Annotated in this window: 30 protein-coding genes; 23 read left to right on the top strand and 7 right to left on the bottom strand. The window is 38.1% G+C overall.

Going from position 1 to position 26,466, the window contains the following annotated elements; all coding sequences use genetic code 11:
* Positions 1-171: 171 nt before the first annotated feature.
* On the top strand, positions 172-3,033 hold the full coding sequence (gene sucA / locus POF52_RS22405) for a 2-oxoglutarate dehydrogenase E1 component (protein WP_025751267.1): 2,862 nt from the start codon (positions 172-174) through the stop codon (positions 3,031-3,033).
* A gap of 16 nt (positions 3,034-3,049) precedes the next feature.
* A complete protein-coding gene (gene odhB, locus POF52_RS22400) occupies positions 3,050-4,345 on the top strand; it encodes a 2-oxoglutarate dehydrogenase complex dihydrolipoyllysine-residue succinyltransferase (protein WP_013083702.1) in 1,296 nt (431 codons plus the stop codon).
* A gap of 41 nt (positions 4,346-4,386) precedes the next feature.
* On the opposite strand, the gene POF52_RS22395 is transcribed toward odhB, so the two are convergent.
* Positions 4,387-4,995 carry a TetR/AcrR family transcriptional regulator gene (locus POF52_RS22395; RefSeq protein ID WP_176584104.1) on the bottom strand — a complete coding sequence of 203 codons (609 nt, stop codon included), beginning with the start codon at positions 4,993-4,995 and terminating at the stop codon, positions 4,387-4,389.
* Between the two features lie 196 nt (positions 4,996-5,191).
* Between POF52_RS22395 and POF52_RS22390 the strand changes: the two genes are divergently transcribed.
* The 7 genes from POF52_RS22390 (at position 5,192) to POF52_RS22360 (ending at position 13,009) form a co-directional block, all read left to right on the top strand.
* On the top strand, positions 5,192-6,367 hold the full coding sequence (locus POF52_RS22390; protein WP_176584103.1) for a YhgE/Pip domain-containing protein: 1,176 nt from the start codon (positions 5,192-5,194) through the stop codon (positions 6,365-6,367).
* Positions 6,368-6,402: 35 nt separating this feature from the next.
* Entirely contained in the window at positions 6,403-7,917 is a 1,515-nt protein-coding gene (locus POF52_RS22385) for an FAD-dependent monooxygenase (protein WP_271995022.1), read from the top strand.
* 131 nt (positions 7,918-8,048) lie between these two features.
* Complete coding sequence (locus tag POF52_RS22380) at positions 8,049-8,741, top strand: response regulator transcription factor (protein WP_271995119.1); 693 nt, start codon at positions 8,049-8,051, stop codon at positions 8,739-8,741.
* A complete protein-coding gene (locus tag POF52_RS22375; RefSeq protein WP_271995020.1) occupies positions 8,738-10,207 on the top strand; it encodes a sensor histidine kinase in 1,470 nt (489 codons plus the stop codon). The genes POF52_RS22380 and POF52_RS22375 overlap by 4 nt, the downstream gene beginning before the upstream one ends.
* Positions 10,208-10,232: 25 nt before the next feature.
* The gene (locus tag POF52_RS22370) at positions 10,233-11,300 is read left to right on the top strand and encodes a TolB family protein (RefSeq protein WP_271995018.1); all 1,068 of its coding nucleotides are present in this window, start codon (positions 10,233-10,235) and stop codon (positions 11,298-11,300) included.
* A gap of 161 nt (positions 11,301-11,461) precedes the next feature.
* The gene (locus POF52_RS22365; protein ID WP_271995016.1) at positions 11,462-12,223 is read left to right on the top strand and encodes a M15 family metallopeptidase; all 762 of its coding nucleotides are present in this window, start codon (positions 11,462-11,464) and stop codon (positions 12,221-12,223) included.
* 114 nt (positions 12,224-12,337) lie between these two features.
* Positions 12,338-13,009 carry a DUF421 domain-containing protein gene (locus POF52_RS22360; protein ID WP_013057585.1) on the top strand — a complete coding sequence of 224 codons (672 nt, stop codon included), beginning with the start codon at positions 12,338-12,340 and terminating at the stop codon, positions 13,007-13,009.
* A 28-nt stretch (positions 13,010-13,037) separates the two neighbouring features.
* On the opposite strand, the gene POF52_RS22355 is transcribed toward POF52_RS22360, so the two are convergent.
* From POF52_RS22355 to corA, 3 genes are all read right to left on the bottom strand, one after another.
* Positions 13,038-13,772 carry a polysaccharide deacetylase family protein gene (locus POF52_RS22355; protein ID WP_271995013.1) on the bottom strand — a complete coding sequence of 245 codons (735 nt, stop codon included), beginning with the start codon at positions 13,770-13,772 and terminating at the stop codon, positions 13,038-13,040.
* A gap of 84 nt (positions 13,773-13,856) precedes the next feature.
* Positions 13,857-15,134: a polyamine aminopropyltransferase gene (locus POF52_RS22350; protein WP_034650992.1), complete on the bottom strand. Its 1,278-nt coding sequence runs from the start codon at positions 15,132-15,134 to the stop codon at positions 13,857-13,859.
* A 448-nt stretch (positions 15,135-15,582) separates the two neighbouring features.
* The gene (corA, locus tag POF52_RS22345; protein ID WP_271995010.1) at positions 15,583-16,554 is read right to left on the bottom strand and encodes a magnesium/cobalt transporter CorA; all 972 of its coding nucleotides are present in this window, start codon (positions 16,552-16,554) and stop codon (positions 15,583-15,585) included.
* Positions 16,555-16,684: 130 nt separating this feature from the next.
* Between corA and POF52_RS22340 the strand changes: the two genes are divergently transcribed.
* The 7 genes from POF52_RS22340 to POF52_RS22310 all read left to right on the top strand — a co-directional run bounded on the left by POF52_RS22340 (position 16,685) and on the right by POF52_RS22310 (position 21,520).
* Entirely contained in the window at positions 16,685-17,560 is an 876-nt protein-coding gene (locus tag POF52_RS22340) for an STAS domain-containing protein (RefSeq protein WP_373685837.1), read from the top strand.
* Between the two features lie 220 nt (positions 17,561-17,780).
* Positions 17,781-18,851 (top strand): FMNH2-dependent alkanesulfonate monooxygenase, encoded by a 1,071-nt coding sequence (gene ssuD, locus POF52_RS22335; protein ID WP_271995008.1) that lies wholly within the window; start codon positions 17,781-17,783, stop codon positions 18,849-18,851.
* A 122-nt stretch (positions 18,852-18,973) separates the two neighbouring features.
* The gene (locus POF52_RS22330; RefSeq protein ID WP_043981568.1) at positions 18,974-19,747 is read left to right on the top strand and encodes an alpha/beta hydrolase; all 774 of its coding nucleotides are present in this window, start codon (positions 18,974-18,976) and stop codon (positions 19,745-19,747) included.
* A 79-nt stretch (positions 19,748-19,826) separates the two neighbouring features.
* The gene (locus POF52_RS22325; protein ID WP_271995004.1) at positions 19,827-20,027 is read left to right on the top strand and encodes a DUF6501 family protein; all 201 of its coding nucleotides are present in this window, start codon (positions 19,827-19,829) and stop codon (positions 20,025-20,027) included.
* A gap of 277 nt (positions 20,028-20,304) precedes the next feature.
* A complete protein-coding gene (locus POF52_RS22320) occupies positions 20,305-20,544 on the top strand; it encodes a YiaA/YiaB family inner membrane protein (protein WP_013057577.1) in 240 nt (79 codons plus the stop codon).
* A 126-nt stretch (positions 20,545-20,670) separates the two neighbouring features.
* The gene (locus POF52_RS22315; RefSeq protein ID WP_013083688.1) at positions 20,671-21,192 is read left to right on the top strand and encodes a hypothetical protein; all 522 of its coding nucleotides are present in this window, start codon (positions 20,671-20,673) and stop codon (positions 21,190-21,192) included.
* Positions 21,193-21,301: 109 nt separating this feature from the next.
* Positions 21,302-21,520 (top strand): spore germination protein, encoded by a 219-nt coding sequence (locus POF52_RS22310; protein ID WP_271995001.1) that lies wholly within the window; start codon positions 21,302-21,304, stop codon positions 21,518-21,520.
* A 49-nt stretch (positions 21,521-21,569) separates the two neighbouring features.
* On the opposite strand, the gene POF52_RS22305 is transcribed toward POF52_RS22310, so the two are convergent.
* On the bottom strand, positions 21,570-21,707 hold the full coding sequence (locus POF52_RS22305) for a hypothetical protein (RefSeq protein WP_176547918.1): 138 nt from the start codon (positions 21,705-21,707) through the stop codon (positions 21,570-21,572).
* Positions 21,708-21,917: 210 nt separating this feature from the next.
* Here POF52_RS22305 and POF52_RS22300 point away from each other — a divergent pair, with 210 nt between their 5' ends.
* The 7 genes from POF52_RS22300 (at position 21,918) to POF52_RS22270 (ending at position 25,272) form a co-directional block, all read left to right on the top strand.
* Positions 21,918-22,259: a DUF1033 family protein gene (locus POF52_RS22300; RefSeq protein ID WP_013057574.1), complete on the top strand. Its 342-nt coding sequence runs from the start codon at positions 21,918-21,920 to the stop codon at positions 22,257-22,259.
* A gap of 97 nt (positions 22,260-22,356) precedes the next feature.
* Positions 22,357-22,887 (top strand): RNA polymerase sigma factor SigY, encoded by a 531-nt coding sequence (gene sigY / locus POF52_RS22295; protein ID WP_013057572.1) that lies wholly within the window; start codon positions 22,357-22,359, stop codon positions 22,885-22,887.
* On the top strand, positions 22,884-23,204 hold the full coding sequence (locus POF52_RS22290; protein WP_271994996.1) for a YxlC family protein: 321 nt from the start codon (positions 22,884-22,886) through the stop codon (positions 23,202-23,204). The genes sigY and POF52_RS22290 overlap by 4 nt, the downstream gene beginning before the upstream one ends.
* The gene (locus tag POF52_RS22285) at positions 23,204-23,404 is read left to right on the top strand and encodes a hypothetical protein (protein WP_013057570.1); all 201 of its coding nucleotides are present in this window, start codon (positions 23,204-23,206) and stop codon (positions 23,402-23,404) included. The genes POF52_RS22290 and POF52_RS22285 overlap by 1 nt, the downstream gene beginning before the upstream one ends.
* Complete coding sequence (locus tag POF52_RS22280; RefSeq protein WP_013057569.1) at positions 23,405-23,596, top strand: PLD nuclease N-terminal domain-containing protein; 192 nt, start codon at positions 23,405-23,407, stop codon at positions 23,594-23,596.
* Positions 23,597-23,608: 12 nt separating this feature from the next.
* A complete protein-coding gene (locus POF52_RS22275) occupies positions 23,609-24,499 on the top strand; it encodes an ABC transporter ATP-binding protein (protein WP_271994992.1) in 891 nt (296 codons plus the stop codon).
* Complete coding sequence (locus tag POF52_RS22270) at positions 24,496-25,272, top strand: ABC transporter permease (protein WP_271994990.1); 777 nt, start codon at positions 24,496-24,498, stop codon at positions 25,270-25,272. The genes POF52_RS22275 and POF52_RS22270 overlap by 4 nt, the downstream gene beginning before the upstream one ends.
* A 27-nt stretch (positions 25,273-25,299) precedes the next feature.
* On the opposite strand, the gene POF52_RS22265 is transcribed toward POF52_RS22270, so the two are convergent.
* Both POF52_RS22265 and POF52_RS22260 read right to left on the bottom strand, forming a co-directional pair.
* The gene (locus tag POF52_RS22265) at positions 25,300-26,103 is read right to left on the bottom strand and encodes a lipid II flippase Amj family protein (RefSeq protein WP_016764609.1); all 804 of its coding nucleotides are present in this window, start codon (positions 26,101-26,103) and stop codon (positions 25,300-25,302) included.
* Between the two features lie 108 nt (positions 26,104-26,211).
* Entirely contained in the window at positions 26,212-26,358 is a 147-nt protein-coding gene (locus tag POF52_RS22260) for a hypothetical protein (RefSeq protein WP_014459567.1), read from the bottom strand.
* Between the last annotated feature and the right edge of the window lie 108 nt (positions 26,359-26,466).

Below are 26,466 nucleotides of genomic sequence, written 5' to 3'. Positions count from 1 at the left end.
ATTTCATTTTGATTGACGAGTAAAAGAGTGGTAAAATATAAGCAGATATCAGATACACACGCAGTGAGATTTATCACTCGTTGTAAAGATGTCAGACGATAAGGTAATCGACATTCAAAATGGAAAGATTGTTGAGTACGACAATTATTATAACTCGTTGGGGGTTTTATCATGGGTAACGAAACGTCGAATAGAGGGGAGCCTTGGCAAGGATTTTTGGGTCCGAACTATGGCTATGTATTAGAACAGTATGAGTTATATGAAGAGCAGTCAGATCTAGTAGATCCAGAGTTAAAAGAATTATTTGATTATTGGGGTGCTCCTCCATTAAACGAAAGCGAGCAGGTTCAGCAAGCTGAATACGCACAGGCTGCACCTTCAGCTAACACATCTAAAATTGCATCGGCTATTAAGCTAGCGGAAAACATCCGTGCTTATGGTCATCTATACGCATCAATTAAACCTCTTGAAAGCGAGAAGAAAGATCCTGTCTTGCTTCACTTGGAAGATTACAATTTAACGCAAGAAGATTTGAAATCAATTCCGGTTGATATTTTATGTACAAATGCGCCATCACACGTCAAAAATGGTTTAGACGCAATTAACTATTTAACAGATGTCTACACAAAAACCATTGCGTTTGAATTCCATCACGTACATAACATGGAAGAGAATAAGTGGCTGACTGATATGGTCGAGTCAGGTGCTATTTTCCAACCTCTTTCAAATGAGAAAAGAACTTCTGTATTAAAGCGTTTAACAGAAGTAGAAGGCTTTGAACAATTTTTACACCGTACATTTGTCGGACAAAAACGTTTTTCTATTGAAGGCGTAGATATGTTAATTCCACTTGTAGATGAACTGATTGCACGCTCAGTGGAAACAAGCCCAAAAACGGTTAATATCGGTATGGCTCATCGTGGACGCTTAAATGTATTGGCACACGTATTAGGCAAGCCGTATGAAATGATTTTTGCAGAATTCCAGCATGCACCTAACAAGGAATTAGTTCCTTCAGAAGGTTCAATCGGTATCAACTACGGCTGGACGGGAGACGTAAAATATCACCTGGGTGCTGACAAACAAATTAAAGCAGAGAACACAGTTCGAGCTCGTTTGACATTGGCTAGCAACCCTAGTCACTTGGAGTTTGTTAATCCGGTTGTGGAAGGGTTTACAAGAGCGGCTCAAGATGAGCGTGATGTGAATGGATACCCAAAACAAGATGTAAAAAAATCGTTCGCGATTTTAATTCACGGAGATGCTGCGTTCCCTGGTGAAGGTATTGTACAAGAAACGCTGAACTTAAATCAATTGACTGGTTATCAAACAGGTGGAACAATCCACATTATTGCTAACAACATGATTGGGTTTACAACAGAAAGCGTCGATTCTCGTTCAACGAAATATGCAAGTGACTTAGCCAAAGGGTTTGAAATTCCAATTGTTCACGTAAATGCGGATGATCCGGAAGCCTGTTTAGCTGCTGCTTATTTTGCTTATGAGTATCGCAGACGCTTTAACAAAGATTTCTTGATTGATTTAATTGGATACCGTCGATTTGGCCACAATGAAATGGATGAACCGTCTGTAACGCAGCCGAAGATGTATGAAATTGTGACAAAACGTCCAACCGTTCGTGCTATGTATGCAAAGCAGCTTGAAGAACAAAACGTGATTCAAAGCGGCCAAGCAGATCAAATTAATGAAGAGTTACAAGCGAAGTTAAAAGCAGCTTATGAGAAAGTACCGCCAAAAGCTGAAAAGCAACATAGAATTATGGAAATGCCACAAGCAGTCTTCAAAGGAATTTCAGATATTGATACATCGGTTACAAAAGAAGAGCTGTTTGAAGTAAATCAAGAGCTGGTGAAATACCCTGAAGGATTTAACGTATTTCCAAAACTTGATCGCATCTTATCTAAACGTGCCAAAGCGTTTGAAGAAAATGAAAGCGTAGATTGGTCATTGGGTGAAGCATTTGCATTTGCTACGATTTTAAGAGACGGCACGCCAATTCGTATTACAGGCCAGGACTCTGAACGTGGTACATTTGCACATAGACATCTTGTTCTTCATGATCATAAGACAGGGGATGTTTACTCACCACTACACGCAATGAAGAACGTAAGCGCTTCCTTTGATATCCGTAACAGTCCATTATCTGAAGGATCCGTGCTTGGATTTGAATACGGCTATAATGTATTTGCTCCTGAAACGCTTGTTCTTTGGGAAGCACAGTTCGGTGATTTTGCCAATGCAGGTCAAGTTATTATTGACCAGTTTATTGCCGCGGGCCGTGCTAAGTGGGGACAAAAATCTGGAATGGTCTTATTGCTGCCACACGGCCATGAAGGTCAAGGGCCAGAACACTCAAGCGCTCGTCTAGAACGTTATTTACAGCTAGCTGGAGAAAACAACTGGACAATCGCAAACGTAACAAGCGCTGCGCAATATTTCCACTTACTTCGACGACAAGCTGCCATTTTACAGCGCGAAGAAGTAAGACCGCTAGTAGTTATGACACCAAAAAGTTTGCTTCGTAATGCTTTTAGTGTGTCAAACCTTGAAGAGTTTACAAAAGGCTCTTTCCGCTTAGTAGTAGAACAGCCTGGATTAGGCAAAAAAGAAGATGCAGTTGAACGAATCGTTCTGTGCAGCGGAAAAATCAGCAGTGAATTAACGGAACGCTTGAACAAAGCAGAAGATGATAAAGATTGGCTACACGTCCTTCGTCTAGAACAAATTTATCCGTTCCCAAGACGCGTAATTGCTGAAATCTTTGCTCGCTATAAAAATTTAAAAGAGATTGTCTGGTTACAAGAAGAGCCCGAAAACATGGGCGCATGGAACTATGTAGAAGATCGACTGCGTGAAGTAGCACCAGAAGGAGCTACGGTTGACTACATCGGCCGCACAAGACGCTCAAGTCCAGCTGAAGGAGATCCAACAGTTCACAGACAAGAACAAGAACGTATTTTACAAGATGCATTAACTAAAAATGAAATTGCTAACGACGTTGTTACACGATAAGGAAGGGGAATGAACCATGGGAGAGATTAAAGTACCGGAATTAGCAGAATCAATTTCTGAAGGAACAGTTGCACAGTGGCTAAAACAAGTAGGAGATTTCGTTGAAAAAGGCGATTATATCGTTGAACTTGAAACAGATAAAGTTAACGTTGAAATTACAGCTGAAGACTCTGGTGTGTTAACGGAACTTCTTGCTGGCGAAGGAGACACAGTGCAAGTTGGTGAAACAATTGCACGTCTTGAAGCGAAAGAAGGAGCTTCAGCACCAGCAGCACCAAAAGCTGAAGAAAAACAAGCAGAGGAAGCACCAAAGCAAGAAGCGGCTCCAGCACAGCAAAAAACTGTTGAAGAAGTAGCGCCAGCAGCTGAAGCGCCTCAGCAAGGAAATCAAAAACAATGGCTAATTGCTTCTCCTGCAGCCCGCAAAGCAGCAAGAGAACGCGGGATTAAGCTAGATCAAGTGCCAACTACTGATCCTCTTGGCCGTGTGCGCAAACATGATATTGATTCGTATGCAGACCAAAAATCAAATGAGCAAAAGCAGCAGGCACAAGCAAGTAAGCCAGCTAACCCGGTATCTCCGTCTCCAGCGGCAAGTGAAAATAGCGACAAACCTGTTGAACGCGAACGTATGTCACGTCGTCGTCAAACAATTGCCAAACGTCTCGTTGAAGTTCAGCAAACAGCGGCTATGCTAACAACGTTTAACGAAGTAGACATGACTGCTGTTATGGCTCTTCGCAAACGACGCAAAGACAAATTCTTTGAACAGCACGACGTAAGACTTGGCTTTATGTCATTCTTTACAAAAGCAGTAGTAGCAGCACTTAAAAAGTATCCATTATTAAATGCTGAAATTCAAGGAAACGAGTTATTAATTAAGAAATTCTATGATATCGGTATTGCTGTGTCAGCTCCAGACGGTCTTGTTGTTCCAGTTGTACGTGATGCTGACCGCAAAACATTCGCTGGTATCGAAGGATCTATCGTTGATTTAGCGAAAAAAGCGCGCGACAACAAATTAGCATTAAAAGATTTACAAGGTGGAACGTTCACAATTACAAACGGCGGCGTATTCGGTTCATTAATGTCTACACCAATTTTAAACGGGCCTCAAGTTGGTATTTTAGGAATGCATAAAGTTCAGCTTCGTCCGGTAGCAATTGATGAAGAGCGTATCGAAAATCGTCCGATGATGTACATTGCACTTTCTTACGATCACCGTATCGTTGACGGCAAAGAAGCCGTAAGCTTCCTAGCTACTGTTAAAGAACTATTAGAAGATCCAGAATCTTTATTACTAGAAGGTTAATAAAAAGAACCTGCTATTTTCTTAGAGAATAGCAGGTTCTTTTATGTTCGTTTAATGCCTGCAACATAAGCAGGACCCAAAAAAGTCATGCTAGCGAGTGTCAGGGCCATTTCTCCCGGTGACTGCTTCATACCTTGTTCTAACCAGTGCTGAATAACTCCAAGATGCGCTGACGTTACGTAAGATATTAAATGTTCAAGTGGAACAAGCGGAGGCGTTTTATTATCAATGAGCTCTAATTTTTCGAGCATATTGGTTTTCATAACTTCTTTAATTTTAAGATGAAAGCCAGGGTTGCCTTTTGGACCAAGCATAACCTGCATAAAACGTGCATTTTCTTGAATATATTCAAAAAGTGTAATAATAAACGGCAAAGGCTGTTCTTTTAAATTAGCAGACACCATCTCATTGGGATTTGCCTTTTTGATAAATTCTTTTACTTCTTGAATAACTTCATTTTCGCTTTTTTCAAGCAAATCGTATTTATCTTGGTAGTGTAAATAAAAAGTTCCGCGATTAATATCCGCTTTTTTCGTCAAATCCCTGACCGTTACACCTTCAAACCCTTTCTCTTCCATTAATTCTGTCAAAGCATCTCGGATAAATCTTTTCGTTCGAATAATTCTGCGATCTGTTTTTGAATTCCCCACGGCTTTTAAACACCTACTTTTTCTTTAATAATGAACAGTTATATGCTTTGTGTTAAGTAATCGACATTCCCGCTATTATTGCATATTGAGAATACATGTAAATTCATTATAATTTACATAGTGACCCCTAATCAACATCATGTACATTATCTTTTCGTTAACGTGTATATCCTTAAAACAAAAAGGAGAGATCTATATGAAATTAGGGAATCAAAAGCTTATATATTTTTCACCAATTATAGTAGTAGCTGTTATTTTTATCTTTATTCTAACCTTAATTCCTTCGGCAAGCTCAGCACCTAAGAATTTGCCAATCGCATTCGTAAATGCTGACGAAGGAATGACAGTTCCAGCAAAGGGTAATGTAAATATAGGAAATCAAATGAAACAAAATATGAAACAGGCAAGTACCGAACAGTCTTCGGTTAAATGGATCTTTGTCTCAAATACTAAAGAAGTTGAAAAAGGGTTAAATAATCAACAATACTACGGGGCGCTTATCATTCCAAAAGATTTCACAAAAAAACAGGCGACTCTTCAGACGGCTAAGCCTGATGCACCTGCTGTTAAATTATTAGTGAATCAAGGAATGAATACAGCTGCTTCAATCCTAGCAAGTCAGGTGCTAAACGGGGCAGTTGATAAGATGAATGAAAATATGCGCTTGCAGCTAGTGAAAAGATTTGAACAAAACGGAACGCAACTAAGTGCAAACCAAGCATTAGCACTCGCTGCACCGATTCAAAAGACAGTGATAAACGTAAACGAAACAGGGACTCATAGTGTCAACGGAAATGCCCCCGTTTCATTATTTCAGCCGCTGTGGATGGCAAGTATAGCCGGTGCTGCAATGATCTTCCTCAGCATTCAAAAAATCACGTTTTCTTCTCGTAAAGAGAAAATCGTTAACCAAGTAGGATTCGTAATCATCGGGGTTATACTTGCTTTAGCTGCAGGTTTCGGGCTAGCGTGGCTGGCTGAAGTAGTTGGAATAAGCGTTCCTTCATTTTTGGATACAGCACTATTCTTAGCTATTGCTTACTTCAGTTTTTTCACCTTGATATCAGCCGTACTTTCATGGCTAGGACTAAAGGGACTTCCGATTTTTGTTATTGTTCTATTTTTTGGCGCACCTTTGCTTTCAATAGCCCCAGAAATTATGCCTGATTTTTATAGAGAGTTGATTTATCCATGGCTGCCAATGAGATTTATGGTAGATGGCGTAAGAGAACTATTTTTCTTTGGAGAACATCTGACATGGAATCCTTCTGTATCTGCTCTAGCTCTTATCTCTTTAATAAGTTTGTGTGCTCTGTTTGCTTCTGCTTTACCTGCATCTTCTGTAAAAAAAGAGAAGTCTCGCTCAATATAAAAGATACTGTAACTGAATGAAAAGGAGAGATGATGATGAATCCACAAATCCTAATCGTTGGTGCCGGCCCTACTGGCCTCGTTATGGCCTACAATTTAGCCAGACATAACATTCCTTTTCGAATTATTGATAGAAGCGACGGACCTGGGCAAGCCTCCCGGGCAATGGCTATTTTACCGCGAACACTTGAATTTTATCAGCAGTTCGGTTTTGCAGATGAAGTCATAGACAGCGGGATTAAGATGGAAGATTTATACATCCGAGTGAAGAATAAAATAAAAGCAAAAGTTCATCTAGGTTCTTTAGGAGAAGGATTAAGTCCTTTTCCTTTTGTTCTTACATTTCCACAGGACGACCACGAGCGGTTTTTGCTTGGAAAATTAAAAAATTTTGGAATCGAAGTAGAATGGAGGACGGAGTTACTATCTCTAGCTGAACACGGAGAAGGGGTAAAAACTTTATTAAAAGCCCAGCAAGAGGAAACCGCTTATTTTAAGTATATTTGTGGATGTGACGGAGCACACAGTACCGTTCGCAAGCAAATGAAGATAGAGTTTAAAGGAGAAAAATATAAACAGCATTTTTATGTGATGGATGTTCACGGCTCCGGTGAAGTGATGAAGGATCAAAAAATCAGTATTTCCTTTAGCAATGAAGAATTTTTGATTTGTATGCCTGTTAGAAGTAAAGGAACGTATCGAATGATCGGCATTATTCCTTCAGCTTTTAGAGATCAAAACGATGTAAAAGCTGAAAACATTCACGCTTTTATTCAACGAACATTTGGTGTTCAGATTGAGGGTATAAATTGGTTCTCGACATATCATATCCATCACAGAGTAGCAAATCGTTTCCGACAGGGGCGTATTTTTCTAAGTGGAGATGCAGCCCATATTCATAGTCCTGCAGGCGGACAAGGAATGAACACAGGAATTGGAGATGCAATCAACCTTTCATGGAAATTAGCAGCTGTCCTTCAACACAAAGCGGCACTTTCCATATTAGATACATACGAAGAAGAAAGGTTGCCTTTTGCAGAGCTGCTTGTAAATACAACTGATCGCGCTTTTAAACGAATGGTGGCACGAGATAAAACGAGTCAGTTTTTTAGGAAGCATATCTTTCCGCCTGTACTATCCTTTTTATTTCGTTTCTCTTATCCCCGTCACAAAGCATTTACGATTTTATCTCAAATCCGCATTAAGTATCGAAATAGTGACCTAAGCAGCGGGCAAGGGACAAATGTGCAAAGTGGTGATCGATTACCTTATGTAGAAGGGAATTTTGAATCTTTACAGTCTTTAAACTGGCAAATACATGTCTATGGAACAGCAGCAAAGAAGCTAAAAAAGAGCATGCAAGAAAAAGACTTCTCCTTGCACGAGTTTTCTTGGAACCCTTACTTGAAGAAAGCAGGGCTTCAAAAAGATGCTCTGTACGTTATTAGACCGGACGGATACATTGGTTTTATTAGCAGCGAGCAGCGTATAGATCTGCTTCATCAATATTTGAATACGCATAAAATCCTTCCTTTTACAAATGAATATTAGATCTAAAAAAACGCCATCTTATATGGTGTTTTTATTTTTGTTTACAATCTCGAAACAACTTGGAGATGTTTTTGGGAAAGCTGTTTGATAAGATAGACGAATAGAAATATCAAATGAAAGTACGTGATACATTGAATAAAAAGATTTTAGTAGTTGATGATGAAAAAAGTATTGCTACAGCGGTATCCTATGCTTTCAAGCGCGAAGGATATATTGTAGAAACAGCATCTGACGGTGAAGAAGCACTTGAAAAAGTAAAAAGCTTTCAACCTGACGTGATGATATTGGATGTGATGATGCCGAAATTAACCGGCTATGAAGTATGCCGAAAACTTGAGAATCGAAGAGGAATGGGGATTATCTTGTTAACAGTTAAAAATGATATCGTCGATAAAGTTCTAGGCTTAGAGTTAGGCGCAGATGATTACATGACCAAGCCTTTTGACGTAAGAGAACTTGTAGCTAGAGCTAAAGCACTTGTTCGGCGAATGAAAAAAAATGAAGCTCCTGAAGCTGTGGGAGAAATCACGGTGGGAAAAGTGAAGGTGAACTTAATTCAGCGCACGTTACATGTTGCCAATGAGTTAGTTAAGCTTACACCAAAGGAGTTTGATCTTATTGCTTTATTACTTGCCAATTTAGAGAGAGTGTACACACGAGAAGATTTACTAGATCTTGTCTGGGGAATGGATTATGCAGGCGGTACACGTACGGTAGACATTCACATGCAGCGCCTTCGAAAAAAAGTAGGAGAAGCAGAGCCTTATTTGCTTCAAACGGTATATGGGGTTGGATATAAAGCGACAGCAGGGATCAATGAATGAAAATCAGCCTAAAAGCTAAGATGGGACTCGTTCTTGCTTTTTTAATTATTTTAACAGTAACCGTACTGAGCGTACTTGTGTTAAAAGGAATTGAGACAAATCAGCGTGATCAGCTAGAAAGTGAACTTATTCAAAAAAGCAAAGCAGCCGAGCAGACGATTCATCAAAGTTATGTAACCGGTGACCCGTCTCTGAATACAGATTCTTTTCTTCAGCAAAAAGGACAGCGCCTTGCATCTTCGATTGCATCACAAAGCGGAATGCAAACAGTCCTATATAATCAAAAAGGACAGGAAGCAGGAAGCTCTATTCCCATCGGCCAAAAAGATGTGGATGTTTCTGATACGCTTAGCTATGCTTTGAAAGGAAAAATAGCCTATCAAATCTCGGGTTCTTCCCTTATTTACTTCGCACCTGTGTCAATCGATAATCAATTGATTGGAGCCATTCGTTTTGACCATTCCCTAAAAAATAATCAGCAGTTTATAGCTGATATTAGGCACTTATTTCGTACTTGGGGAACGATTGCAGCAGCAGCAGCTTTTTTAATTGGCTACGCTTATTTTTACCGTATTGCTTCGCTTATTGCTAGCCTTCAAAAAACTTCACAGCAGATTCGAAAAGGTCGTTATTTAACCGACCTGCCGTTCAAACGGCGCGATGAACTCGGGGAGCTCAGTCAAGGCTTGTTTTTTATGAGTACGTCGATTGAAAAAAATATCGATCAAATGAATGAAGAAAAAAGAAAGCTTGAGTTTGCTATTTCGAAACTGCAGTCTCTTGAACAGCAGCAAAAGCAGTTTATCGGTAACATCAGCCACGAATTTAAGACGCCTTTAACATCGATCAAAGCTTATGTTGACTTACTTGATATGTATCGAGATGATCCTCAGCTTATGGAAGACGGCGTGCAAAATATTCGTAAAGAAACGAATCGCCTTCATGAAATGGTAGATAAAATCTTAAAACTTTCAGCGCTTGAGAAATATGATTTCGAGCAGCGGCCAGAGCAAGTTGAATTGAAGCGGCTTCTAGAAGACATATGCGATCGTATGAAAGGAAAAGCAGCTAAATTTGATTTGACTCTTCATACAAATATAAAAGAAGCAGTTGTTTGGGCTGATCGTGAAAGCTTAATACACATTTTTATCAATTTAATTGACAATGCTATTAAATATAATGAACCAGGCGGAAAAGTGGAAGTAACGTCTTATACTTTAGAGAATTCTATTATTGTAGATGTAGCTAACACCGGAATAGGGATTCCACCCGAAGCAGAAGAGAAATTATTTCAACCATTTTTCACCGTAAATAAAGATCGGTCGCGTTTATCCGGAGGTACAGGCCTTGGCTTAGCATTAGCCAAAGATTTAACTGAAAAACAAAAAGGCGTTATCAGGCTGCATCATTCTGACTCTAAATGGACGATTTTCAAAGTGTCGTTTCCTTTGAAAACAGAGAAATGAGTTAGCTAAAGGGAGTGAACCGTTATTGAAACGGTATAGATTAATGATATGTATAGCAAGCACTTTTCTTATTTTAACATCATGCGGACAAAAAGAAAGCTATAGAGAAACCGTTGAAAAACCCGACAAGAAAATTACTGTATTGGACCAAGTAGATAAAGATGGAAAAATAGAAGTGAAAGATGTTCAGGATATTAACGGCATAAGGGCGTTTCAATTTTTAAATGAAAACACAATGATTGTTAGTAAAGAAAATAAACAATTTCGTTCGCACGATTTCGGTTCCAAAGAGGTATATGCACAGAATCTAGCTACTTATAATCTAAAAAATAAGTCTACTTTTGTGTTGCATCCAAGCAATGAAATTCAACATGCGGCGAAGCTTTCTCCGAATGGTGAATATCTTTTTTATAAAGTAGCAAAAGGCGAAGATACATTTGGTTATATAATGAACCTTCAAACAAAAAAAACGGTTAAAATAAAGAATGTTCTTCTCTATCCATCAAGCGGAGAGTGGCTTAATAATTCAGAAGTAATGTTTATTACAATGGAAGGAAAGCTTTCTAAAGCAAATGTAAAAGGAGAAGCAGAACCTCTGTTGAACAGAGACGATCGAATCTTAGATGCAGTTAAAGGAATAGGTGGCATTTATTATATTGGTGTAAACAACCAGCTTTTTTTTCTTCATAACGAACAGACGAACCCTGAAAAAATCCGAGATAATGTGATTTCTATTATCCCGTCTCCAAACGGAAAACAATTAGCACTCGTTCAGCAAAAAGATGCCCAAACGAGAACGTTGTCTATCACAGATTTAAAAGGATCAGAGGCCTTTCAGCTTGCTCTGTCCACTCAAATTTTTGGCGTAAGCTGGTCTCCCGACGGTTCGAAATTAGCCTATAACTTTATTTCTGAAAAAGAGAGAGATAAAGGGATATTCATAGCAGATGGATTAACAGGAGATGTTACACACCTAAACGTAAATTTAGACTATGCCGCTGATCAGCTTGCTTGGAGTCAATCAGGAAATAAACTAGTTGCATCGAGCTTTACGCAAAATCAAGTTCATACGTATATTATCTTTTTGAAATAGACTGCTTAGGCAGTCTATTTCTATTTTTTAACACCTTGAATTTTTTTAAGAGTGTTTACAAGTTTGAAACAACTGAATAACAGACAGAAACATTTATATTTTATCCTTTCTGTATAGGCTTTTGTAGCGCATCAAAAGCTGTTTGAAAGGAGTAAGACATCATGAAATACTTTTTATTTATTTGTTCTTTAGCTTTTACGCTGATGATAGCAGGGTGCGGAACAAGCAATTCTTCATCAAAGCCTGTCAGAGAATTCACAAAAAATGGACAGGCTCAAAAACTAGAAAGCTCATCAGCTTCTCCATCTTTAACGAAACCTAATGTAGACGAAACAGTGGTAATAGCCAATCCAGAATCGGTTACAGCTTTAGTTAATAAAAAGCATCAGCTTCCTAAATCCTATCAGCCTTCCGATTTAGTCTATGCGGACGTTCCGTTTATCTTCAATGAAAAAACAGAAAAACGAATGCTTAGAAAGCCTGCAGCACAAGCGCTTGAAGAACTTTTCCGAGATGCTGAAAAAGAGGGAATCAGCTTACTTGGTGTATCCGGTTATCGATCTCACGAGCGTCAAAAAGAGCTTTTTGCATTTTACGCAAAGCGAGACGGAGAAGAACAAGCACGCACCTATAGCGCCTACCCTGGAACAAGTGAACACGAAACGGGACTAGCAATCGATGTCACGGGAGGAAGCGGAATGTGTGCTGCCGCAGACTGCTTCGCTGCTACATCAGAGGCTCATTGGCTTTCAAAAAATGCGTATCAATACGGATTCATTATTCGATACCCTGAAGGTGAAGAACAGGTTACCGGCTATAAATACGAACCATGGCACCTTAGATATGTAGGGAAAAAAGCAGCCGCATCCATTTTTAATCAATATGCAACGTTAGAAACCTATGCAAGTAAGAAAAAAGCTTAATCAAAAGTTCTATAACTGGAGAAAGAAGGAAAGAAAAATGAAAAGTCAGGTTTATCACTCTCACATATGATACAAACTGATACTATAACATGCTTGCTATAGAGGAGGGTATCGATGTATAAAGATATTGCGATTGAACTGATATGTGGATTTTTAGCGCTATTTATTATGCTAAAGCTTTTAGGTAAGACGCAGTTTGCTCAAATCACCCCGTTTGACTTTATTACCACGCTTGTCCTGGGAAATATTGTGGGGGACGCAGCTCTTGAAAAAGGAGTAGAGTTAACTGAAATTCTTTATAGCGTTTTGATTTGGGGGCTTCTGATCTACGCAGTGACAAAGCTATCTCAAACCTTTACAGGATTTAGAGGGATTCTTGAAGGAAAGCCTTCAATGATTATTTATAAAGGGAAAATCCTTTATAAAGAGCTTAAGAAAAACAACTTGGACTTGAATCAGCTTCAGCATCTAATGAGACAGCAAGGGTATTTTTCACTGTATGAAGCAGAATACGTCATTTTAGAAACAAATGGAGAGGTGAGCGTCGCTCCTAAACACGAATTCGGCCCTCCTACGAAAAATGATTTAAACATCCCTTATTCTCAAACCAATTTACCTATTGCTTTAATCATGGATGGAAAAGTAGTGCCTGGTAATTTGAAAGAAGCAAACGTAGATGAAAAATGGTTGAAAAAACAGCTTGCAATCAAGAAAATTAAAAAATACAGCGAAGTTTTTTATGCTGAATGGCAGCAAGAGCGAGGACTAGAAATAACAAAATTCTAAAAACCCTTTCCTTAAAAGAAAAGGGTTTTTAGCTTTCTTTTAATAGCTTAGCAAAATCTTCAATCGTTGTAGAATACGTGACGTAAAGACGGGGAATAAGATAGTTTTCATTTTTTTGTCCGCTCTCAGTGAAAGATTTTGGAATCGTTGAAAGGCCAAATGTATAATTCTTTTTTGTTTCTTCCACTACGCGGCTATTGAACTTTCCGTAAGGGTAAGCAAGAGCAATAACGGGCTGGCTCGTAATGGCTTCAATTTTTCGTTTTGAATCAGCTAGCTCGTAGGATAAATGTTTCGTCTTAGTTAAATCCGGATGAGTAGCGGTATGAGACTGAATAGAAAAAAATCCTGAATCAACAAATTTTTTTAAATCCGCTGGCGACAAACGGTTGGGACGGCCGATAAAATCTGAAATCACAAAAATTGTAGCCGCTGGATGAAATTGAGGGCTGGCTGCTCTTTGAAAAATGGGCAAGATAGTAAGATTATTTTTATATCCATCGTCAAATGTAATAAATATAGGTTTTTTCACATGCTTTAGTTCCTGCCATTTTTCAAATGTTAGCGGCGTATATCCTTGCTTTTTAAGATAAAGAAGTTGTTTCTCAAAATTTTCAGGCGTCACATACAGTTCTTTTTCCCCGTGACCTGTGTAGGCATCAATAGAATGGTAAATCAAGACAGGCACTTTCACTTGGCTAAAAGCGGGGGAAGGGAAAATAACAGTTAGCACTAAGATAACAAAAATCGAAATTTTTCTCATAACAATCCTTTCTATTGCACAGTGGTGACGAGACTGTTTTAGTATGTCAAAAGAAAAGGAATGTATAAGCCAAGCTTTCCTTTTTTACAAATATAAGCCTTCTTTTTTAAATATTTTATGCAGAACCAAGTGCTCAGCAGAGTTCACAACTGCAAACTGTTTTTTGGAAAGAGAATGGGGAGAAAAACGCATTAACTTAGTAAAGTCTGACGGCAGCGTAGTAGATGAAACATCAGTAGAGAGTATAGGGGCAGACAAAGGTGTTTTCGAGCCGATGTGAAAACCCCAATCTCCAAAAGAAGGAATAATGGTGTGGTAGCTCAACGTATAAAATTGAGAAGCTTTCATCGTCTTATTAATGCTCCAAAAAACGATAGGTGTGTCTCTAGGAGAATTTGACTGACATACGACCAAGCCGCTGCGCGATAGTGAACGATGGAGAAGTGCGTAAAATTCTTTTGTATAAAGAGCACTTATTTTTTTGTTAGTAGGATCAGGAAAGTCAATAATGATGATGTCATAACACGCTGAATTCAAAGAGAGGTAGTCAACAGCATCTTGAATATGAACGGTGACACGAGAATCTTCAAATGAGCGTTGATTTAACTTCTTTAATTCTTCTACATTCATCGCAGCATTTACAACGTCAGCATCTATTTCCACAAGGTCTATTTCTTTAACTTCTTTATATTTAAGGACTTCTCGTAAAGCTAAACCATCTCCACCGCCTAGAATAAGAATGCGGTGAGGACGTAAGGAAGCTGCAAAGATAGGGTGTACAAGAGCTTCATGGTACGCATGTTCATCCAATGAACTAAATTGCAGCTGTTCATCCAAATACATTCGAATATCCGATGCTTTAATCAGCTGAATATCTTGAATACGGTTTTTTTGATGAAACAAAATGTCATGCTGGCCTGATAAGAGTTGCTTTAGACTAACGTGATCTGAGTCATCTCCACGATTGAGAAGACGAGTGTTTTCAGCATGCTGACGATTTTTTGTTGGAGTTTCGGCGTATTGAATTCCGCGAGAAATCGAATACACAACAGCTTTTTTTGAAGCTAATTGCTTCAGCAACGCATAACCAATTTCAATTATTTTTTTGTCTCCGCACGTATAAAAATCTAATGAAGCGTAGTTTTCCTCCGGCCACGTATGAATAGACAAGTGAGAGGTAGCTAATACGAGAATGCCTGTAATGCCTTGGGGCGTAAACTGGTGAAAATAACAGTGCAAAACTTCCATCTCTGCATCTAGTGCAGCTTCAACAAGAATTCTCCTTAAGAGTGAGGGGTCGTTTAATATCCCTTCATCGCATTCGAACGCATCCATTAGCAAGTGTTTGCCTTTAATATCCACTACTTCAGCCTCCTTTTTGAGCATTATTTTCACTATCTTATGAAACTTTTTCAAAAAAGGAAACGTAAGCACGTTATTTTATGAATATTTTCGGGAAATAACTAGTTACCTTCCCATAGAAAAGAAGCTGGGACAGACGTATTTTCGGTGAAGGAAGATCCGAACGATCAATCGAGATTCTTAACGGAGAATTCAACTCGTTCGGATTTTTTAATGAGCATGGTGAACGTAGATTTACCGTATGTAATAGCTGTTAATTGGAGGGCAAGGCAAAGACTCCTGCGGGAAAAGCGGAACAGGTGAGATCCCGCAGGAGTCTAAGCGAAGAGGGGGCTCATTGGCCGCTCCCGGAAAGCGAAGTCTTGTGCGGAAATTGACAGCACTAGCTTACTTATCCAATTTGTTCGTCTTTACATTCGTCTTTACATTGGATTGATTTCTTTATGTCTCAATCTTTCTCCTCTTTATCAGTATTAAACCAGCCTTTTCGCTTGAACCATAAAATTAACCCCAGCGTTATCAGTCCCATGAAGCCAAGCACAAAGAAATAGCCATAATGCCACTTTAGCTCAGGCATATTTTCAAAATTCATTCCGTATACGCCAACGATAAAGGTAAGGGGAATAAAGATAGATGAAATAACAGTCAGTGTCATCATGATTGAATTCATCCGGTTTGAATTAAGAGAAAGATAATTATCGCGCATATCAGACGTCATTTCCCGATTTGATTCAATCATATCGGCTAATTTTAATAAGTGGTCATAGACATCTTTAAAATACCTTTTTTGTTCCGGATGAACATCTAGGCGTTCAGAATTTATAACACGGTACAATAAGTCGCGCATAGGCAAAATGGTTCTTCTGATTTTTAGCAAATCACTTCGAAGTTTGAATACATCTTCCATTAAAACAGAGATGGATTTTTTTGCATCTCTGTTTTCTATATCATTCAGCTCATCTTCAATCTGATATACAGTGGGGAAATATTCATCTACCACTTTATCCATCACAGAATACGCAAGATAGCTTATCCCTTTTTCTTGAATCGAAGGTGTATGAAGCAGCTTTTCCCATACTTTATCAATTGCAGCTGACGGGTGAAAATGAAAAGTAACCATATAATTTTCGCCGATAAAAAGGTCAACTTCTTCAGCTTCTAACGTTTGACGATTTAACGAATGAAGGACAAAAAAACTGTATCCTTCATAATAATCGAGTTTTGGGCGCTGCAGAAAATGAAAGCAATCTTCAATCGCTAACGGATGAAAGTGAAAGGATGATTGAAGCAGCAGCGCTTCTTCTTCAGAAGGGCAGTTAAAGTCAATCCAATAGTACTGAATAGAGGGATCGTGAATCTGATCTAATTGTATATGCTTCACAAGTTTGTCATCGTTCGTAAGAGCTAACGTTCGTATCATTTGAAAACTCCTTTGTGTTTTTATAACTATTTTCAATGTAGCATAAAATCATAAACTACACGTATTTAAAAGAATAATTTTCTTTCTTCTCTTTTTATAAAACTAGTAAGGGTGAAAAAGTTGAATTATAATGATAGTAGTAGCTGGTATGGAAAGGGGAATCGTTTTGAATAAAAATGAAGCACTTCGAATGTTTTTTTTAAAACATGCGGATCAACTCACGGAAGAATGGTATGAAAGCATTGAAGACAATGACCCAGAATCAGTTTATGCATCTACTCATCCGGAAGTCATTTCAGTATTAAAAGATCAAAATAATGAATTCCATTTATACATAGCCGATGTATTTATAAAAAGTGAAAAAGAATTTTTTGATTCATTTGAAACGTGGATTTTAAAGATTGCGGAAGACGGAGAGCATGTAAGAACGCCTATTCATTATATTATTCGAGAATTTTTCCGAGTTAGAAAACAGTATTTAACGTATTTAAATCAATTTGTAGAAGAGTACGAGCAAGATATTACGCAAGAAGAACTAGACGAATGGAACGAATTGATTGTACGCGTGTTTGATATCACCGTTTATAAATTTATAGAAGAGCACCATCAGCATTCAAAGAGGTTGCTTGAAGCACACAAAGAGCTGATCAATGAGCTGAGCTCGCCAGTTATTCCATTAAGCGATCATATTGCGATTCTTCCGCTTGTTGGGGATATCGACACAGCAAGAGCTCGCCGAATTTTAGAAAATACGTTAACTCGCTGCGCTGAACAGCAAGTGAATCACCTTTATATTGATATTTCAGGAGTAGTTATTGTTGATACGATGGTTGCTCATCAGATTTTCCAGCTGATTGATGCATTAAAATTAATAGGTGTAGAATCAACTATCTCTGGGGTACGTCCTGAAATTGCGATTACCGCTTCTCATTTAGGTTTATCGTTTGAAAATATATCAACAAAATCAACCCTTGCTAACGCGATGGCTTCACGTATGAGGAAATAAAGCAAACAAGAATTACTTTTAATTCTTGTTTTTTTTATTTCAATTCATACTTGACATATAGGTTAAAGAGGTATTATGATTTTACTAATTTAATAATTAAAAAGAGTCGTATTACATACGCTACTATAAAAATGCATCTCTATAATTAGCGGACAAAAATTAAATAAACAATATGAAAACGCTTTATATAGAATACGAGAATATTTAGGAGGAAATAGAAATGAACATCTTATGGTTTTTCCCTACAGCAGGCGACGGACATTATCTAGGCACAACCGAAGGAAGTAGAACAAGCGACATTCACTACTTAAAGCAAATCGCATATGGACTGGATTATCTAGGATATGACGGCGCTTTGTTGCCCACTGGTTCAAATTGTGAAGATTCATGGGTGATTGCATCGGCACTTGCTTCCGTTACGAATCGACTGAAGTTTTTAATTGCACTTCGCCCGGGTGTAATGTCTCCAACACTTTCAGCACGGATGGCTTCGACATTTGATCAAATGTCAAACGGCCGACTTATGTTAAATATTGTGACGGGAGGTGATCCCGTGGAGCAAGCAACGTACGGTAACTATTTAAGCCACGATAAACGCTATGAGTTAACAGATGAATTTTTAACGATTTGGCGAGATGTAATGGAAGGAAAAAAAGTGGATTATAAAGGAGAGCATGTTGATGTAACAGGCGCGTACATTCCATCGCCTCCTATCCAAAAACCGTATCCTCCGCTGTACTTTGGCGGGTCTTCTCCAGCAGGAAAAGACGTAGGAGCAAAGCATGCAGATGTATATTTGTTATGGGGAGAACCGCCTGCGGTGATTAAAACAAAAATTGATGAGATGAAAGAAAAAGCTGCAAACGAAGGCAGGGACATTCGCTTTGGTATTCGCCTGCACGTTATTGTAAGAGAATCGGAAGACGAAGCGTGGGAATCTGCAGATAAATTAATTAAACATGTTAATGATGATACGATCAAAGCGTTTCAAGATAAGTTTGCCTCATTTGACTCCACTGCCCAAAAAACACAGTCAAGTTTGCACAGCGGCACAAAAGATAGAGGTGCACTGGAGATTGCTCCGAATCTATGGGCGGGAATTGGCTTGGCACGAGAAGGTGCTGGCACTGCTCTTGTTGGAAGTCCTGAAATTGTAGCGGATCGGTTAAAAGAGTACAAAGAGCTAGGAATTGATACATTTATTTTATCAGGCTACCCGCATCTAGAAGAAGCATATACGTTTGCTGAGCTAGTATTTCCACATATCCAAAAAGAACGAAGCAAGAGATAATTCTTGCTTCGTTCTTTTTAAATCGTAAAAAAAACAAATACCCCAGTTGACTTATAGGAATTATAGGTGTATTATAAAGATAGTTCATTTAGTCAGAAAATTTGTGATAAAGGGTGAAGAAAATGGAACGTTATGACGTAATTCAAGGCGCAGAATCTTTTTATTATAAAGGCAACGACATTGGTATACTTGTTTCTCATGGATTTATGGGGACTCCTCAAAGTATGGAATATATCGGAAAAGAATTAGCTGAAAAAGGTTTTACTGTGTACGGTTTGCGACTAACGGGACACGGTACTCACTACTATGATATTGAACAAACAACGTACCAGGAATGGAAGCAAGACTTTTTAACTGGGTATCAGCGTTTGAAGCAAGAATGCCGTCATGTATTTATCTTAGGTCAGTCCATGGGAGGCACTCTTACCTTTCATACAGCAAGCCAAGGATTAGACCTTGACGGAGTTATTGCAATCAATCCGGCTATGACGTCCATTCCTTCAATGGAGCCTTATCGCTCTCGTCATACTCCTCGTTATTTAAAAGAAGAGCATCCTGATATTAAAGATCCAAACGTACATGAAATTACGTACGATAAAGTACCCGTGCGCTCTATGCGTGAGCTGCTTTCTTTAATGGACGAAACAAAAGAACGCTTATCTTATGTAACGTGCCCTGCTTTAGTACTAACATCAACAGTTGATAACGTAGTACCGCCTGAGAATTCAGCTTATATCTTAAACCATATTCAATCAGCAGAAAAAAGACAGCACATGCTTCGAAACTCTTACCATGTTGCGTCGATGGATTTTGATAAAGACACAATTGTTGCACAAACGGCACAGTTTGTACAAGCAACAGTTGCCAAAAAAAAAGTGCATGAGCGAATTTTTTAATTTTTAAATTCGCTCCGTTTCTTTTTTACTTCAAGTAAGATAAAATGAATCTTGAATGAAAACAAAGGAGTGTACATACATGATTCATTTAGAATGGAACGATCGTCCAACAATTAAACAAGTAAAATGCATACATACAGATGCAAAAAAATTCGTGGTTGAAAATGTCTTAACAGCAGGAAAAACATATGATGTGAAAAACGACACAGAAGAGTTTTATTTTGTTGTTGATAACACTGGCCAAGTCGGCGGCTTTTATAAAGAATACTTTGAAGGCTAAACAAAAAATCATCGTCTCGGCGATGATTTTTTTATTGCAATAATTACTTGGAGCTTTTCTTAATGAAAACGAATGAACATACTTTTAAAGAGAAATTCCATATATCTAATCATTTCGAAAAAATCTTTATGATAAAAATGGGAAGTAAGACCCGAATTCTTCCGTTTCTTGTTCTGATTAAAAGGGTAACTGACTATAAATACCCATGGCAACAATTATTTTACAATGTAAAATGAAAGCCACGCTTAACAGAAAAAGGAAAAGAGGAGGTCATACGATGAAAAAGCGTAATACAGCAGCTTTTACATTTTTAGCATGGACAGCTTTTATTACAGCACTATTAGCTATGTTTATAGGAATTTATACCTTAGATGCATCATTACCGGTAAAAGGTTATTATGCCGTTGGAACTTTATACTTAACAATGTCTGCTTTTGTGCTCCAAAAAACCATTCGTGATAACGAAGAAGATACGGCGCACGAACGCAAATATGACAAAGCAGAAGAAGAATTGTAGAGCTAAAAAAAGAGCATTTTTCTAGCTCCTTGAAAAACATCCCCATTTTTGGGAGATGTTTTTTTATATAAAAAAACAGGGAACTTGTCACCCCGTGTCGTATTAATAAAGAAGGAGGCGATTGAATTGACACAACTAATGATTAATAACGTAAATTTTCACGTTGATATGTTTGAAGAAAAAATGATTACTGATGCGAATACAGGTGAAGAGTTGAAAAGGCTAAACTTTTCTTTTTCGGTTGTAGGCAAAGCAGCTTATGATAAATATGATGCATTTTTTGAGGATCCGTATTTTGAAGTAACAAATATGGAGACAAAAGAAACGCTAACACTAAAAAACATTTCGCATAGCACATTTTATCAGTCACCTGAAATTACAGATCATACGAATATTGTTTTCAGGGTGAAGCTGCAGCAAGAACCTGTTAAAGCAAAAGAACAAGTGAAAAATGAACAGCCAACAGAGAGCACGGTAAACGAAATGCTTTTATCTAGAATAAAGTTTAAGGCTCTTGTCGAAATACTTGAAGAAAAAGGACTTCTAACAGAGAATGAATTGTATACTAAAATTGAAGAAGTAGCAGAACGAGATTTTGATATTCTGCGAGATGAATTAAGTCATTCCAAAAAAGAGGTAAAATCGTAAAAATACCCCGCTCTGCAGGGGGATTTTTTATTTATATCCATTAATGTATAACCCTTTTGATAAATTGTTCATATATTACATCACGATGAAAATAAAAAGGGTGAGGATAATGCCGATTGTTATTAATCATGTAGTGATTCCAAATGTTACAGGAGGAGTCGTTACGTTTGGCGATACGTACTATGTTTCTCCAAAAAGTAACAGTAAAACTGCACAAGGTTCAGGGTCTTCAAATACAGGAATTTGTGTAAATACAAATTCAGGACTTTCTAATACAAATACGCTCGATCCCGATGGTTCTGATCAAAGCGGCTTCGGAAACGGCTAAGGAAAGAGATGTTTTACTCTTCTTTCTACACGCCTTTTCAGTATTCGTTCTATCCGTATTTTATGCCTTCGTTTGCACGTCCAATTGGATTTGTCGTTTCACCTGATGGAGCGATGGACAACTGGTGAGGCAAAAAACCTTCTTGGTGGGGGAAAATCACGCCTTCAGCAGGCGTTTTTCCTCCCATTACCCAGTATTATACGGGCAGTTTAGTTCCTTATAGTTTAAGGAGCTATTATTAATATAAAAAAGAAGTTCAGATTAAGCCACATTGTTAGCGTCTATTTCCTGAAAATAGGCGTTTTTTTCCGTTTTACTTGATTCAAAGTTATTTTTGCTGAATAATAAGGAAAAGAGAAATTTTAGAAGTAAGCTGTAAGTAAGGAGATGTTCTATCATGACAGATAAATGGAGAGTTCATAAAATAAAAAGTGATTGTGAACCTTGGCTGTTTTTAGAAGGCTGGGAAAAAGATATTATTGAAACCATTGAATTTGAAAAAAAAGAAGAAGCGCTTCGCTACTACGCGATGATGATTTATGAATTTCATCAAAAATACGCAAGCGTGCGAAGTGATGAACTAGCGCTCTTTAGCTTTTGGAACGAAGGCGAAAAGGAATTTTGCGAGGCCTGTGATGATGATCTTCAAATCTTCCACGGTGTTTTATTTGCTAAAAACGATGAAGTCTATTCATTAGAAGAAGATGAAGAAGGATTAAAAATGCTTCGTACTAAATAAAAACGTCCTGCGGGGCGTTTTTTTTATATAAAAAATGAACGATTTCAATCGCTCAAGCGTCATATAGGTGATGAAACAAAAAGGAGGGGTGACCGCTTTGGAACAAGATGATTTCATCCTTGTCCAAAAAGCATTACAAGGTGATGATGATGCCTTTTCATTATTATTTCAGCGCTATCATTCATTTTTATATAAATACCTTTTAAAGCTGACATTAGATGAGGACTTATGCAGTGAATTGTGTCAGGAAGCAATGATGAAGTGTTACGTGAATCTTTCTTCATACAAAAATGAAGCAAAGTTTTCGACTTGGATGATATCCATTGCTTCAAGACTGTACATGGATTATTTGCGTAAGCAAAAACGTGAAAAAAGCAGCCTCCAGCGAATAAAGCAGTCTTTATCGCACCAGCTTCAATGGAAAGCTAAATACAAAGGAGTGGAGTGGAGCGAGATGTTTTCCGATTTTAATGAACTCGATTCGCGCTTTCGAATTCCTGTCTTGCTTCGACATTATTACGGATATACATACGATGAGATTGCCCATATGCTGAATATGCGAGCAGGAACGGTCAAATCAAGAGTAAATAAAGGAGTAAACATACTGAGAAAGGAGTGGAAAGAATGAGAGAAGAAAATGACAATCAGTCCTTACATTCTTTAGAAAAAGATTGGGAGCAGCTAGAGAGTTTAGCAAGTCATGAACGTATTTCTCTTCATGTCATTCAAGAACAGCTTCTCATCCAAAAACAAAAGCAGAAAAAAGCTTTCCGGAAAGAGTTATGCTTATTTACATTAACAGCACTTGTTATTTTAACGGTAATGGCAACTGCTATTTTACAAATACCTGCCTTATTTATCGCCATTGAAGTGATTGGGATCATTGTTGCTCCTATTTCTTTTATCGTTTTTCACTATAAACGAAAAAAGGAGATGTTTTTATAATGAATGAAAAATGGATTCTTGTGCTGTTTATTTCACCATTTCTCCTTCTTCAAAGCTTTCTACTTTTTATCAATGCAAAAAAACGCGGCGCTCATCCATGGTTTTGGGGAATATGGGGACTGATTCAAATTCCAATGCCAACGCTGTTTTATTGGTTTTTTATTATTTGGCTGCCAGCACGAAGAAAAAGGGGGATGTAAATGAAGGACATTAACTGGTTGTTAATTGCTCCAATTCTATTCTTACAATTGCTTTTAATGATTCCAGCATTGATAAGCTGCATAAAGCAAGAAGAGACAAACGGGCCAAAATGGTTATGGGGACTCATCATTTTATGTGTAAGTACAGTTGGCCCGGTTTTATATTTTGTTTTAGGACGTAAAAAACAGTGAGGTGGAGCTAAGATGTTTATGCAAGTAGAAAGATTGACAAAAGCGTATCGTAATATAACTGTTGTGAATAACCTTTCATTTAATCTCGACAAAGGAAAATGTGCAGCGTTGTTAGGCCCTAATGGTGCAGGTAAGACGACTACTTTGCATATGATTGCAGGTCTTACTGCACCTAATAAAGGGAAAATTTCTTTTGAAGATAAACAGCATCAAGACGTACGATCATTTATTGGCTTTCTGCCACAGCATCCTACGTTTTTTAATTGGATGACGCCTCAGCAGTATTTAACTTTTTTAGGTCTTTTATCTAACATTTCAAAAACTGTGCTTTCCCACCGAATAGATGAAGTACTTGAAACTGTAGGTTTAAAAGGAAAGGAAAAGCAGAAAATTGCTGGCTTTTCTGGAGGAATGAAACAACGTTTAGGCTTGGCGCAAGCCTTGTTACATAAACCTGAACTGCTAATTCTAGATGAACCGGTTTCGGCTTTGGATCCTGAAGGCAGAAAAGATGTCCTAATGATTATCGAAACATTAAAAAAAGATACGACCATCCTTTTTTCAACTCACATTTTGCATGATGCAGAACAAATATGCGATAACATTATTATGATTAAAAACGGACGTATGAAATGGAATGGAACAAAGAGTTCGCTGCGCCAAGAGTTTACGGCTCCTGCTTTTATGATTGAAACAGAAGAAAGGCTCCCTGGATCACTTAGCAGTCTGCCAAGTGAACAGGTGCTGTTTCATTCTCCTTATAAAGCCACTGTAAGTGTAAAAGATACATCTCAGCAGCAGCAACTGCTTCAACTGCTTGTTGATCAACAAGCAAACCTTGTTTTATTTGAACGAAAACAGCATTCTCTCGAAGATGTGTATCTAGAGGTGATGAACAAATGAACATATTTGGAGTCTTATTTAAAAAGGAACTGCATGAATTATTTGCGAACGGCAAAGGAATATGGCTGCCAATCTCTCTAATTTTACTAGGCATCACACAGCCTTTAATGAATTATTATATGCCACAAATCATTAACATGGCAGGGAATTTACCAAAAGGAGCAATTATTCAACTTCCTACGCCCACCGGTCAAGAAGTAATGCAAGGTGTCCTTTCACAATATAGCACAATAGGAACTTTACTGATTGTACTAGCAAGCATGAATATGATTTCAAATGAACGACAAAATCATGCGGCTGTACTTGTTATGATGAGACCGGTGAGCGTCATTCAATACATTATGAGTAAATGGGCTGCGCAAATCGTACTGGTTATTGGCTCAATGTTTATAAGCTATATAGCAGCGTGGTATTATACAAATCTTTTATTTTCACATGTGGATTGGACTCATATGATAGTTAGCTTTCTTTTATACAGCCTGTGGCTAATTTTTATTCTGTCCGTTTTAGTGACAGCCGGAACATTTCTTTTACAAAGCGGAGGAATTGCTGGAGTAAGCATTTTGATCATTGCGTTACTTTCATTTTTGAGTACTTTGTTTACGAATCAATTAAAGTGGAGTCCTGCAGCGCTGGCACAATACGCCGCTCGTCTGCTTGAACAATTGCACTGGTCACAAAGTGTCACCTATACCGTAGTTGTTACGTTAATGAGCAGTTTTTTTCTTTTAATCGCTGCTGTTCATAGATACAAAAAAGTGGAATATGTATAAAAAGACTTCTTTAACGAAGTCTTTTTTCTAAGGGATTAATTTGCAAATCCATGCAATATAAAGAGCAGCAGGTACTAAGAGAATTTGGGCACATACTGTCCCGCACAAACGAGAGATGACGAGTGTACCAACCATTTTATTCATAGATTGCTTAGTGGATTCACCTTTCATTACCTTTTCAGTTAAAATGGCTACTTGCGGATCTACAAACACAGCAAGGGTAATCATCGCTAGTCCGTTAATAAGACCAGAAGACATCAAAATTGATTTAGAAAGAGTAGGCTCGAGCGTAGAAGCATAAAGAGTGGAAAGAACACCTACTGTATAAATGGTCGTAGCCATTAAATTTAAAAGAAGCAACCGCTTGGGCACTCCGCCTATTCGCAGCTGAGACAGCATAATCCACCTAGGACGCTTCACGTGTTTTTTTGCTTTTTCCAGCGTATGTATGGAAGTAATGTTTTTCATCATTTTGGGTACAGATCCCGCTACTTCTAAATGTGAAATCATTCGGGAGAAAATTGATACAAAGCTAGGAATTAAAAGAGCACCTGCGATTGTACCAATAGAAGCCGCGAGCAAGATAGTTTGAAGCTGATGAAGCAGAACGGGCAAATCTTCTTTAGACTGGACCGCATCTCCTAATTTGCCGGTCAGCGGAGCTTGCACCATATTAGCTGTTCTTGACACAATGACAATAATATTAAAAAGAGATAAAGCCACGACTAGTTTTCCAGTTTTTAAGCCCGCAAGTCTCACAGAGTAGGCTAGTGTTTCAATCATATGGATAATGCCTACAAACACACAAATAATCAGTAATTTTTCCATCATAATAAGCAAGTTCCTTTCTTTGGTACACGCACTTCCTTATTATGTATAATTTTGGTTCATTTGTAAATAAAAAGCCGCTTGCTACCAAAAGTAGCGAGCGGCTTTTTATTATCGATGCTGGTTAATATCACGCAGTATATCTTTGCTAGCCTGATAATCTTTTTCTCGTTCTTTTTCCACCTGTAGACGTTTGTCTAGTTTACGGCTATATTCAGCATACCCCACGCCGTGAGAAAGCTGCATGGCCTTTTCCATTTCTGACGTGTACGTTAGGTGAAGTGCGATAATGAATCAATCCTTTCAGCATTTTTCACTTGTGGCACATGTATTGCTGCTCAAGTGTTTGGATGTTTATGATTCTTG

It is taken from the genome of Priestia sp. AB (genome assembly GCF_028369225.1).
Lineage (GTDB): Bacteria > Bacillota > Bacilli > Bacillales > Bacillaceae_H > Priestia > Priestia megaterium.
The sequence above is the reverse complement of the archived record's forward strand: the minus strand, read 5'-3'. Positions and strand labels throughout refer to the sequence as shown.